The sequence below is a fragment of the Streptosporangium sp. NPDC053982 genome, from assembly GCF_055585205.1.
In genome coordinates, this window is sequence record NZ_JBVJKQ010000002.1 from 216,751 (window position 1) to 228,693 (window position 11,943).

An 11,943-nucleotide genomic window follows, 5' to 3' on the forward strand; every position below is an offset into this window, starting at 1 on the left:
CCGCCGGCGCGCGGACCTCGGGTGACGGGGTGGCCTCCCCGTCCGGTGGCGCCGCGGTCCCGGCCGACGACGGCGCGCAGGCTCCGGCCGGGACCGCGGCGGTCGCGCCGGACTGGGTGAAGAGCGCGCGGCAGGTGGAGCGCGAGCGCCTGCGCAGGCGGCGGACGGCCCGCTCGGGCTCGATCGCGACGGCCTCGACGGTGCTGGTGATCGTCCTGCTGCTGTGGGTCCTCACCGCCTCGCCCGGCTGGCCCAGGGTCCGGGAGACGTTCTTCGACCCCGAGCAGTTCGTCTCGGCGCTGCCGGACGTCCTGAGCGGGTTCCTGCTCAACATCAAGATCTTCCTGATCGCCGAGCCGCTGATCCTGGTGGTGGGGCTGCTGGTCGCGCTGGTCCGCAGCCTCAGGGCGCCGGTCTTCTTCCCTCTGCGGGCCCTGGCGGTCGCCTACACCGACGTGTTCCGCGGCGTGCCCACGATCCTGGTCATCTATCTCGTCGGCTTCGGCCTGCCCGCCCTCGGCCTGCAGGGCACCCCGACGGACCTGGCGACGCTGGGCGTCGTCGCGCTGACCCTGTCGTACGGCGCCTACGTCGCAGAGGTGTTCCGGGCGGGCATCGACTCGGTGCACCCCAGCCAGGTGGCCGCCGCCCGGTCCCTGGGGCTGAGCCACGGCAAGGCGATGCGGTACGTGGTGGTGCCGCAGGCCGTACGACGCGTGGTGCCGCCGCTGCTCAACGACTTCGTCTCGCTGCAGAAGGACACCGCGCTGGTGGCCACGATCGGCCCGCTGGAGGCGCTGCGCCAGGCGCAGATCCACGTCGCGAGCACGTTCAACTACACGCCCTACCTGGCCGCCGCGCTGCTGTTCATCGTGCTGACCATCCCCATGGCCCGCTTCACCGACTATCTGGCGGCCCGCTCGCAGCGGCGGCGGGGCCAGTGAGCGGGCGGCGCGCGGCTCCCGGCCGCCGGACGGACCGTCCGCGGCCCGGCCCGCGGGATGAGGGCCCACCGTACGGCGAGCCGCCGCGCGGAGGGGACGGCCGCCCGCGACCCGCCCGGCGGACGGGGAAGGAGACCTCATGAGCCTGCTGACCATCGACGGCGTCTGGAAGAACTACCACGGCCACAGCGTGCTGCGCGGAATCGACCTGTCGGTCGGGGCGCACGAGGTGGTCTGCCTGATCGGCGCCTCCGGGTCGGGCAAGTCCACGCTGCTGCGCTGCGTGAACCTCCTGGAGACCGTGGACGACGGCACGATCCACCTGGACGGCCAGGAGATCACCGACGTCCGGGCCGACGCCGACGACGTGCGCAGGAGGATCGGCATCGTCTTTCAGGCGTTCAACCTCTTCCCGCACATGACCGTGCTGGACAACATCACCCTGGCCCCGCGCAAGGTGCACGGGACCGGCCGGGAGCAGGCCGAGGAGCAGGCCCGAGAGCTGCTGGGCAGGTTCGGGCTGGCGGACAAGGCCCTGGCCTACCCCGACCGGCTCTCCGGCGGCCAGCAGCAGCGCGTCGCCATCATCCGGGCCCTGGCCACCAGGCCCCGCCTGATGCTGCTGGACGAGGTGACCTCGGCGCTCGACCCGGAGCTGGTCACCGAGGTGCTCGGGATCATCCGGGAGCTCAAGGACACCGGAATGACCATGATCCTGACCACCCACGAGATGGGCTTCTGCCGGGAGATCGCCGACACCGTCTGCTTCCTCGACGGCGGCGTGCTCCTGGAACGCGGCACCCCCGAGCAGGTCTTCACCGACCCCCGGCAGCCCCGCACCCGGGAGTTCCTGCGGAGCGTGCTCGACGCCCGGCGGCTCTGAGTCCCGGCCGGCCCGCCGGGTTCGCTGACCCCGGCGATCGCCGGTCCTCCGGGGCCGCCGGGCCTGTCGGGCCCGGTGGGTCACGCGCCGGTCACCAGCCAGCGGGAGCCGTATGCCCGCGTCCCCAGGGTGACGAGCCGGGCCGCCATCCACACCCCCAGCGCCAGCCACAGCGCCACCAGGCCGCCGCCGGACTCCGCCACCAGCACGGCGGCGGGGAGGTAGGCGAGCGTCGTCAGCACCCCCGCCCAGGCGAGGTAGCGCTGGTCGCCGGCGCCGATCAGCACCCCGTCGAGCACGAACACCACCCCGGCGATCGGCTGCAGGGCCGCCACCACCCACAGGACGGCGAGCAGCTCCCGGGCCGCCTCCGGCGACGCGTCGAACAGCGCGGGCGTGAACGGCCGCAGCGCGGCCACGACGAGGAGGAGGACCACCCCGGAACCCACCCCCCACACCACCATCCGCCAGGTGGCCGCCCGGGTCCCGGCGACGTCCCCGGCGCCCAGCGTGCGGCCGGTGATGGCCTGTCCGGCGATGGCGATCGCGTCCAGGGCGAACGCCAGCAGCGTCCAGATCCTGGAGGCGATCGTGTGGGCGTCGATCTGCGCCTCTCCCATCCGGGTGGCCAGCGCGGTGGCCACGATCAGCACCGCCTGCAGGCACACCGTACGGACGACCAGGGCGACCCCGGCGGAGCCCGCCGACCTGATGCCCGCCAGGTCGGGACGGAACGGCGCCCGGTGCCGTACGAACAGCAGGGCGAGGTACACCGCGGCGGCGAGCGACTGCGCCAGCACCGTGCCCCAGGCCGATCCGGCGATCCCCCAGCCCAGGACCAGGACGAAGACGGCGTTGAGCACCGCGTTGAGCGCGAAGGACCCCACCGACACCAGCAGCGGGGTGACGGTGTCCTGCATGCCGCGCAGCACGCCGGTCCCGGCCAGCACGAGCAGCATGGACGGGACCCCCAGCAGGCTGATCCGCAGGTAGGTCAGGGCCAGCCGGGCCAGCTCGCCCTCGGCGCCGAGCAGGTGGACGAGCCAGGGGGCGAGCGGCCACACCACCGCGATGATCACCAGCCCGGTCCCGGCGGCCAGCCACAGGCCGTCCACCCCCTGCCGGAGCGCCCGCCGGGTGTCGCCCGCCCCGATCTGCCGGGCCACCGACGCCGTCGTGCCGTACGCGAGGAACACGCACAGGCCCACGACGGCGCTCAGCACCGTGCTCGCCACCCCCAGCGCGCCGAGCGCCGGACCGGGCAGGCGGCCGACGACGACCGTGTCGGTCAGCAGGAACAGCGGCTCGGCGACGAGGGCGCCGAACGCCGGTACGGCCAACCGGAGGATCTGCCGGTCGTGCTCGCGGCTCGCGGGGCGGGTAAGAGGCACCCAATCATTGTGCCTCTTACCCATCGATGGTTTCCCGGTCCGCCGGGCCCCAGGTGAGGAGCGTCACGGCGTGTCGCGCCGACTTTCTTTCCTCCACAGGCGGTGGATGAAGTTTTCCCTGGTAGAAGCGGTGTTGTGGATTTCGAGGGAGAGTTATCCACAGCGCTGTCCCCAGGCTGCCCACATGTCTGGGGACGAAGTGCACACCTTATCCACACCTCTGTCGACAGGCCGCGTTGCGATGCGGCGTGGGAAGCGGCGAGACTGTCAGACCGGCCGGGTAACAATAGAGGTGCCGTAAATTTGTTCGAAAGAGGGGGTGCCCGGTGAGCATCGCGGAGCCGCCGGTCTTCGAGTCCGGATTCGAACGCACCCCTCCGAACAACATCGAGGCCGAGCAGTCCGTCCTGGGCGGCATGCTGCTGTCCAAGGACGCCATCGCCGACGTGGTCGAGGTCGTGCGGGCCGACGACTTCTACCGCCCCGCCCACCAGATCATCTACGACATCATCACCGAGCTCTACGGCCGGGGCGACCCCGCCGACGCGGTCACCGTATTCGGTGAGCTGCAGAAACGCGGCGAGGTGGCCCGCGTCGGTGGCGGCGCCTACCTCCACACCCTCACCGCCGTCGTGCCCACCGCCGCGAACGCCGGCTACTACGCCCGGATCGTCCGCGAGCAGGCCATCCTCCGGCGGCTGATCGAGGCCGGCACCCGCATCGTCTCCTTCGGCTACGGCGGGCAGGACGAAGAGGTCGACGAGATCGTCGACCGCGCCCAGGCCGAGATCTACAAGGTCACCGAGCGGCGCACCTCCGAGGACTACGTCCCGCTGGCCGAGATCATGCCGGGCGCCCTCGACGAGCTGGAGGCCATCGGCGGCCGGAACGGCCAGATGGTCGGCGTGCCCACGGGCTTCCAGGACCTCGACGCCCTCACCAACGGCCTGCACCCCGGCCAGATGATCGTGGTCGCCGCCCGGCCCGCGATCGGCAAGTCCACTTTGGGGCTGGATTTCGCCAGATCTGCCGCTATCAAGCACGGTATGACGACTGTCGTCTTTTCTCTGGAAATGTCCAGAAATGAGATTACGATGCGTCTGCTGTCCGCCGAGGCCCGGGTGGCGCTGCACAACATGCGGTCCGGCACGATGACCGACGACGACTGGGCCAAGCTGGCCCGGCGGATGGGTGAGGTGGCCGAGGCGCCGCTGTTCATCGACGACTCGCCCAACATGTCGATGATGGAGATCCGGGCCAAGTGCCGCCGCCTCAAGCAGCGCAACGACCTGCGGTTCGTCATCATCGACTACCTCCAGCTGATGTCCTCGCCGAAGAAGACCGAGAGCCGCCAGAACGAGGTCTCGGAGATCTCCCGGGCGATCAAGCTCCTGGCCAAGGAGCTGGAGGTGCCGGTCATCGCCATCTCGCAGCTCAACCGAGGCCCGGAGCAGAGAACCGACAAGCGGCCGATGGTGAGCGACCTGCGCGAATCCGGAAGTATCGAGCAAGATGCGGACATGGTCATCCTGCTGCACCGGGAGGACGCCTACGAGCGTGAGTCGCCCCGGGCGGGCGAGGCCGACCTGATCGTGGCCAAGCACCGTAACGGCCCCACCGCGACGGTCACCGTGGCGTTCCAGGGCCACTACAGCCGCTTCGTCGACATGGCCCCGCACTGATCCACACGATGCCGTAGGGGCCTGGCCGCCACGGCGACCACGACGCCGGTCGCGCCTCGGCGGCACCCGTGCGGCGGTGCCGGGCTCCCGAGGTCAGGCCCGACGGTCCTGCTCAACGCCGGCCGGACGTGTCGCCGGACTGCCGTGGGACGGCGGCGAGAAGGGCGTCGAGCGCTTGCTGGGACGACCGGAGCCGGGTGATCGCATCCGAGATGCGGCGACGCTCCTGCCGCAGGCTGGTGACCACCCCGGGGCAGGCGGACGGTATGAGCCGTTCGCCTTCGTCGTGAACGCAGTGCAGCAGGCGGGCGATGACCGCGGTGGGCAGGCCGGCGGACAGAAGGACGCGTATACGGCGCACCGTGGCGACGTCCGATTCGGAGTACTCACGGTATCCGTTCGCGAGGCGTAGCGGCCGGAGCAGCCCTTGCTCCTCGTAGTAGCGCAGCAGCCTCCGGCTGGCCCCCGTCCTGTCCGCCAGGGTGCCGATCCGCATGTGACTCCCCCGGGGGTTGACCTTCACATCGATGTGACACCTTAACGTTCCGGTCGTCGGCAATCATCCAGGGAAAGCGGAGGAGCCAACGATGCCGGGAGCAGTGATCATCGGAGCGGGTCCGGGGATCGGCCGTTCGGTCGCATGCCGGTTCGCGCGGGAGGGACTGCCGATCGCCCTCATCGCGCGGACCACCGGAACGCTCACCCATGTGACCGAGGCGGTTTCCTCCTTCGGCGTGCCGACCGTCTCGCTGACCGCCGACAGCACCGACGAGACGGCGTTGCGCGCCGCTCTCGACACGGCGGCCGAGGAGTTCGGCATCCCTGACGTGGTGGTCTACAACGCGGCGATCATCCAGCCGGACCGGGCCGGGGATCTGAGCGGCCGCGACCACCTGGACGCCTGGGCGGTCAACGTGGTCGGAGCAATCACCGCCGCCGCCCACGTCGCACCGGCGATGGCCCGGCGCGGAAGCGGTTCGTTCATCATCACCGGCGGAATGCCCGAGCCGAAGCCGCAGTATGTCAGCCTCTCACTGGGCAAGGCGGGGGTGCGAACCCTGGTGGTCCTGCTCGACCAGGAATACGGACGCTCCGGCGTCCACGTCGCCGGCGTCACCGTGGACGGTCCCGTGGCCCCGGGTACGGCCTTCGACCCCGACGACATCGCCGAGCACTACTGGAGGCTGCACACCCAGCCGCGACACCGATGGCAACGGGAGGTCCTCCACAGCGATCCCGGCGTCATCGGGGACGAAGCCATCGCGGACGGCCCCGCTCCGCTCTCCCGGTGATCGATGCCGGCGGGCATCGCGGTATCGGGGCCCGATCACGGGCCGGGAACGGGTCCGGCGGGTCATGCGCGGCCGGGGCGAGATCCTGCTTTCGCCGGGATGCGGGCCGTACAGCGGGCGCGCACAGCGGTGTCCGTGCGTCAGCGGGCCGCGGCCTCGGCGGCGGGTGACCAGTGCGCCGGATGGGTGAGCGCCGGCGGCAGCTTCGTGGTGGCGTCGCCCCGGGCCGCGTCGAGCTGCGACTGGATGAGGAAGATGCTCCCGGTGAGGTCCGCGCCGCGCAGGTCGGCGCCGCGCAGGTCCGCGCCGATGAGGTCGGCCCCGCGCAGGTCGCCGCCGCGCAGGTCCGCGCCGATGAGGTAGGCGCCCCTGAGACTGGCCCCGCGCAGGTCCGCCCCCCTGAGTCTGGCGCCGATGAGGTCCGCCCCGCGGAGGTCCTTCCCCGGGCCCTTGCCCGCGCCCCTGCCCTGGCTCTTGCCCCGGCCCTTGCTCCGGCTCTTTCCGGCTCCGCCGTCCCGCGCCGGGGCGTCCGCACGGGCCAGTTCGCTCGCGCGCAGCAGCAGGGCGTTGACGTCCCGCCGGTGGGCCTCCAGGTCCAGCTCCAGCAGCGCCTCCGGATCGGTGTGGGTGAGGCGCTCGGTCTCGTCGAGCGCGCGGCCGAGCTCGGCGTGGATCGGGCGGGCAGGGCGCAGGGCGAGCGCCTCCGTGAGGTACCACAGCAGCTCGTGGAGCTGCCGCATGACCGGGAACACCTCGAACATCCGGCCGGCCGTCTCCGGGAACCGCCGCCAGTCGCGTCCGCCGAAGGTGACCTGGGAGATCTTCTGGCCGGCTCCGAAGCAGTCGAAGACGGTGCAGCCGGTGAACCCCCGCTTCCTGAGGTCGCGGTGGATGCCGCAGCGGAAGTCGTCCCGGAGGTTGGGGCAGGCCTTCCCGGCGGGTTTGTCGATGGCGAAGTCGGAGGAGGCGGCGAAGGCCGGGGCGACGCAGCACAGCGCGAAGCACCGCTCGCAGTCGGCGCGCAGGTCCCGGCGGCCGGGCCGGCCCACAGGCGCCGGAGCGCCCGGGCCGCCGGGAGCGTCAGAAGCAGCCGGAGCCCCCGGAGTACCCGGGATGCCCGGGATGCCCGGGGCGGCCTGGACGTCGGGTCGGGGCTCGGCGTGTTCGCGCTGCTCGGACAACGTGGGTGATCTCCTGCCGGGCCGGACGGCCCACCGCGGCGTGCTCGGGTCGGGCCCGGCATCCCGTCCGGGGCGGACGGTGTCCTCGCGGACGGCGGACCCGCGAAAAGGGCGGCCGGTTCCACCGGGCTCACCGGCTGAAGGGTACCCCCGGAGACCGCGCGGCCGTTCATCCGGCCTCCCCGCCCCAGGGCTCCGTCCCGCCTCCCGGTGTGTGCGCCGGGAGGCGGGACGGGACCGGGCGGCGGGACGGCGGGTCAGAGCGCTCACTCACCGGCGGCTACAGGCACCGAGTCCGCCCGAACAGCCGACCCGGCGGCTCCCGTCAGTCGAGCGGCACCAGGCCGGCGTAGCCGGGCGACCAGAGGTCCTCGACGCCGTCGGGCAGCAGCAGGACCCGGTCGGGTTCGAGCGCCTCGACCGCTCCCTCGTCATGGGTGACGAGCACGATGGCCCCGCGGTAGCCGCGGATCGCGCCGAGGATCTCCTGCCGTGAGGCCGGGTCGAGGTTGTTGGTGGGTTCGTCGAGCAGCAGCACGTTGGCGCTGGAGCAGACCAGAGTGGCCAGGGCGAGCCGGGTCCTCTCCCCGCCGGACAGCACTCCCGCCGGCTTGCCGGCGTCGTCGCCGGAGAACAGGAACGAACCGAGGATCCGCCGGGCCTCGCCGTCGGTGAGGTGCGGCGCGGTGCCCGCCAGGTTCTCCCGGACCGAACGCGTGAGGTCCAGCGTTTCGTGCTCCTGGGCGTAGTAGCCCAGGCGGAGCCCGTGCCCGTGGACGACCGCGCCGATGTCGGGCCGCTCGCGTCCCGCCAGGATCCGCAGCAGGGTCGTCTTGCCCGCGCCGTTCAGGCCCAGGACGACCACCCGGCTGCCGCGGTCCACGGCCAGGTCGACGCCGGTGAAGACCTCCAGCGAGCCGTAGGACTTGGACAGGCCGGTCGCGGTGAGGGGGGTCCTGCCGCAGGAGGCCGGTTCGGGCAGCCGGATCCGGGCGACCTTGGCGGCGCGCCGTTCGGGTTCGAGGTCGGAGAGCATGCGGTGGGCCCGGCGGGCCATGTTCTTCGCCGCGCTCGCCGTACCGACGCTGGCGCGCATCCTGTCCGCCTGGGCGAGGAGGGAGCCGGCCTTGCGTTCGGCGTTCACCCGTTCGCGCCTGCGCCGCCGCTCGTCGGTCTCGCGCTGGGTGAGGTACGCGCGCCAGCCGACGTTGTGGACGTCGATGACGGCGCGGTCGGCGTCCAGGTGGAAGACCCGGTTGACGGTCGCCTCCAGCAGTCCGGTGTCATGGCTGATCATGATCAGCCCGCCCCGGTAGGAGGCGAGGAAGTCGCGCAGCCACCCGATCGAGTCGGCGTCGAGGTGGTTGGTGGGTTCGTCGAGGAGCAGCGTGTCGTGGCCGGCGAACAGGACGCGGGCCAGCTCGACCCTTCTGCGCTGCCCGCCGGACAGGGTGCCCAGCGGCTGGGCGAGCACCCGGCCGGGCAGTCCGAGGCCGGACGCCGCCTGGGCGGCCTCGGCCTCCGCGGCGTACCCGCCGCGGGCGAGGAACTCCTCCTCGGCACGGACGTAGGCCCGCATCGCCCTCTCCCGGGCCGTCCGGTCGTCAGAGGCCATCGCGAGCTCGGCGGCGCGCAGCGAGCGGACGACCTCGTCGAGGCCGCGGGCGGACAGGATGCGGTCCCGCGCGGTGACGCCCAGGTCACCCGTCCGGGGGTCCTGGGGGAGGTGCCCGACGGAACCGACGACGGTCACGGCGCCGGTGGCGGGCTGTTCCTCACCGGCGAGGATCCTCGTCAGCGTGGTCTTGCCGGCACCGTTCCGGCCGACCAGGCCGATCCTGTCGCCGGGGGAGACGCGGAAGGAGGCGCCGGAGAGCAGGGTGCGGGCGCCGACGCGGACATGGACATCGCTTACGGTAAGCATGGAGATACGCTCCGGATTCGCTCAAGGACACAGGAAGGACGCGGAACCTGTGTCCGAGCTAGGAGATCCGGGGCGAAGCCATGCCGGTCATCTTAGGAAGGGGCCGGCCGCGGCGTCGAAGGGTTTTCCGTCGCCGGGCGTTCTCCCGGCGCCGTTCCCCGAGGCGGCGCGCCCGCCGGGCCTCCGGCATCCCGCCGTGCGGCCCCTTCCCGCTTCGCCCGGACGGTCTGCGCGATGCCCCGCGTGACCCGATCCGGGCGGCCCCCGTGCGCTCCGCCCCTACGCCCCTACGCCCGGGGCGGCCGACGCCCCGTGGACCACCAGGGCCCAGGCGAGGCAGCCGAAGGCCGCCGTCGACGCCGCCGCACGGACGACGTTCCAGCGCACCCACGCCGCCTCGAACTGCTCGCGCGCCGCCGCGAGGTCACCGGTTCCGGCCGCGGCGAGCCGGTCGTTGAGCGGCACGCTGACCGCGAAGGTGACGGCCAGGACGAGGCCGTACAGCAGGAGGGCGGCCACGATCCAGGGCAGCACGCCCCGGCCGTCCCCGCGCAGGTGCAGCGCCGCCGCCAGCAGGGTCAGCACCAGCGCGCCGCCGAAGGCGAGGGCGAACCAGCCGTTGAGGATGGCCACGTTGATCTGACGCATGGCCTCGACGAAGGTACGGTCGCCGCCGCGGCCCAGGCCGGGCATGACCGCGTAGGCGAAGGCGGCGAACAGGCCGGCCGTGAGGCCCATGGCGAGGGTGGACGCGACCAGGGCGGCGCTTCTGAACAACTCGAACATCACTTTCTCCGTAAGACCGACTGCCTCCAGTGAAGCCGTTCCGGGTGAGACTCTCCATGCTCGGGAAGCGCAGTTCCATATTCACTCGTCTAGCGTGGAGGCATGGACGCACTCGCCGGGCTGCTGGACGGGCCGCGGGCCCACCGGGCCTTCCTGCTGCGCTCGATCCTGGATCCCCCGTGGTCCCTGCGGATCCAGGATGAGGCGCCGCTCACCCTGGTCACCGTGACGCGGGGCCGGGCGTGGATGATCCCCGACGATGGTGAGGCCGTACGGCTGGACGCGGGGGACGTCGCGATAGCGCGCGGGCCCGAGCCCTACACGGTCGCCGACGACCCGGCCACCCCCTGGCAGGTGGTGATCCATCCGGGCCAGCGCTGCACCACCCTGGGCGGCGAGCCGCTGGAGGAGGAGATGGGCCTCGGCGTGCGCACCTGGGGCAACGGCCCCGGCGGATCGACGGTGCTGCTCACCGGCACCTACCAGCTGCGAGGGGAGGTCAGCGGGCGTCTGCTCGCGGCGCTGCCGCCGATGCTGGTCCTCCCGGGGGAGGCCCGCGACCATCCCCTGACCGCGCTGCTCGACCGGGAGATCGCCAAAGACGACCCGGGCCAGGAGGCCGTCCTCGACCGGCTGCTCGACCTGCTCCTCATCACCGTGCTGCGGACGTGGTTCTCCCGGCCCGAGGCGGAGGCCCCGGCCTGGTACCGGGCGCACGCCGACCCGGTGGTCGGCCGCGCGCTGCGGATGATCCACAACGACCCGGCCCACCCCTGGACCGTGGCCGGGCTGGCCGCCGGGACCGGAGTGTCCCGGGCGTCGCTGGCACGCCGCTTCACCGAGCTGGTCGGCGAGCCGCCCATGACGTTCCTCACCGGCTGGCGGCTGGCCCTGGCCGCCGACCTGCTGCGCGAGACCGACGCCACCGTCGGCGCGGTGGCCCGGCAGGTCGGTTACGGCGGTCCGTTCGCTCTCAGTGCCGCCTTCAAGCGCGTGCTCGGCGTCAGCCCGCAGCGGTACCGCGAGGCGGGAGCCCCCGGGACCGGAGAGACCGGAGCCGCGACCGCGGCCGGGCGGCCGGGTGCGTGACGAACCGGGCGGCCGGGTGCGTGACGATCCGACGGCCGGGCGTGTGACGACCGGACGCGTGCGGGCGGGACGGCCGTCCGTGAGGGCGTGAACGGAGAGCCGCCGGAGGTCTCCGGGGAGGGCCGGGCCGCTCAGGGGATCGGGGCCGTCAGGGGATCGTGGCCGTTGGAGGGCCGGGGCCGTCAAGTCGTGGGCCGAGAGTCACATCGCGCAGGTGTGCGCCGCCCGCGAGTCCCACGACCGCGGATCCGAGGTGCCCCAGGAGCGTCAGGGCCGGTCGCCGCGGGGGTCGAGGGGGCGCTCGAAGAAGGTCTCCAGCACCACCACGGTCCGGGTGCCGGTGACGCCGGGCACCTCGTGCAGGTGTCTCAGCACGGCCTGCAGGTCCTCGGTGCTGGAGGTGCGCACCTTCACGAGCAGCGAGGCGGATCCGGCGACGACGTGGGCCTCCTCGATCCAGGGGAGCGCGGCCAGCGCCTCCGCCGTCTCCGTGCCGCCCACCCACGCGTTGGCGTCGATCATCACGAACGCGGCCACGCCCTTGCCCACCGCCGCCGGGTCGACCTCCACCGAGGTCCGTCTGATCACTCCGCGCCGGCGGAGCTTGCGCACGCGCTCGTGGGTGGCGCCGCTGGACAGCCCGACGGCCTCGCCGAGCGCCGCGTAGGACCGGGTGGCGTCGGCCTGGAGCAGGGCGAGGAGTTCGCGGTCGATGTCGTCCACGATGACATCGTAGCGCCGAACCAAAGTCTGTATTTCGTAACTTGACCG

At 72.6% G+C, this 11,943-nt stretch carries 11 protein-coding genes; 5 read left to right on the plus strand and 6 right to left on the minus strand.

The genetic code is table 11. From position 1 onward, the window contains the following. Positions 1 to 29 precede the first annotated feature (29 nt). Complete coding sequence (locus ACZ6W9_RS03805) at positions 30 to 944, plus strand: amino acid ABC transporter permease (RefSeq protein ID WP_389961493.1); 915 nt, start codon at positions 30 to 32, stop codon at positions 942 to 944. Between the two features lie 139 nt (positions 945 to 1,083). Next, positions 1,084 to 1,827 (plus strand): amino acid ABC transporter ATP-binding protein, encoded by a 744-nt coding sequence (locus tag ACZ6W9_RS03810; RefSeq protein ID WP_362932522.1) that lies wholly within the window; start codon positions 1,084 to 1,086, stop codon positions 1,825 to 1,827. Positions 1,828 to 1,907: 80 nt separating this feature from the next. Here the strand turns inward: ACZ6W9_RS03810 and ACZ6W9_RS03815 are convergent, their stop codons facing one another. Then, positions 1,908 to 3,218, minus strand: coding sequence for an MATE family efflux transporter (locus ACZ6W9_RS03815; RefSeq protein ID WP_389961491.1), 1,311 nt, complete (start codon positions 3,216 to 3,218; stop codon positions 1,908 to 1,910). Between the two features lie 326 nt (positions 3,219 to 3,544). Here ACZ6W9_RS03815 and dnaB point away from each other — a divergent pair, with 326 nt between their 5' ends. After that, positions 3,545 to 4,900 (plus strand): replicative DNA helicase, encoded by a 1,356-nt coding sequence (gene dnaB / locus ACZ6W9_RS03820; protein WP_362932526.1) that lies wholly within the window; start codon positions 3,545 to 3,547, stop codon positions 4,898 to 4,900. Positions 4,901 to 5,012: 112 nt separating this feature from the next. Here the strand turns inward: dnaB and ACZ6W9_RS03825 are convergent, their stop codons facing one another. After that, positions 5,013 to 5,396 (minus strand): MerR family transcriptional regulator, encoded by a 384-nt coding sequence (locus tag ACZ6W9_RS03825; RefSeq protein ID WP_389961488.1) that lies wholly within the window; start codon positions 5,394 to 5,396, stop codon positions 5,013 to 5,015. Between the two features lie 91 nt (positions 5,397 to 5,487). On the opposite strand from ACZ6W9_RS03825, the gene ACZ6W9_RS03830 reads away from it, so the two are divergent. Next, positions 5,488 to 6,192 (plus strand): SDR family NAD(P)-dependent oxidoreductase, encoded by a 705-nt coding sequence (locus tag ACZ6W9_RS03830; RefSeq protein WP_389961486.1) that lies wholly within the window; start codon positions 5,488 to 5,490, stop codon positions 6,190 to 6,192. A gap of 140 nt (positions 6,193 to 6,332) precedes the next feature. Here the strand turns inward: ACZ6W9_RS03830 and ACZ6W9_RS03835 are convergent, their stop codons facing one another. From ACZ6W9_RS03835 to ACZ6W9_RS03845, 3 genes are all read right to left on the minus strand, one after another. Continuing rightward, positions 6,333 to 7,217: a pentapeptide repeat-containing protein gene (locus tag ACZ6W9_RS03835; RefSeq protein WP_389961848.1), complete on the minus strand. Its 885-nt coding sequence runs from the start codon at positions 7,215 to 7,217 to the stop codon at positions 6,333 to 6,335. A gap of 481 nt (positions 7,218 to 7,698) precedes the next feature. Next, a complete protein-coding gene (locus ACZ6W9_RS03840; protein ID WP_389961484.1) occupies positions 7,699 to 9,297 on the minus strand; it encodes an ABC-F family ATP-binding cassette domain-containing protein in 1,599 nt (532 codons plus the stop codon). Positions 9,298 to 9,576: 279 nt separating this feature from the next. Next, entirely contained in the window at positions 9,577 to 10,083 is a 507-nt protein-coding gene (locus ACZ6W9_RS03845) for an anthrone oxygenase family protein (protein WP_470116679.1), read from the minus strand. A gap of 102 nt (positions 10,084 to 10,185) precedes the next feature. Between ACZ6W9_RS03845 and ACZ6W9_RS03850 the strand changes: the two genes are divergently transcribed. Beyond that, positions 10,186 to 11,172, plus strand: a complete 987-nt coding sequence (locus ACZ6W9_RS03850) for an AraC family transcriptional regulator (RefSeq protein WP_389961480.1) — start codon at positions 10,186 to 10,188, stop codon at positions 11,170 to 11,172. A 267-nt stretch (positions 11,173 to 11,439) separates the two neighbouring features. Here ACZ6W9_RS03850 and ACZ6W9_RS03855 read toward each other — a convergent pair whose 3' ends face one another. After that, positions 11,440 to 11,895 (minus strand): Lrp/AsnC family transcriptional regulator, encoded by a 456-nt coding sequence (locus ACZ6W9_RS03855; protein WP_389961478.1) that lies wholly within the window; start codon positions 11,893 to 11,895, stop codon positions 11,440 to 11,442. Positions 11,896 to 11,943 lie beyond the last annotated feature (48 nt).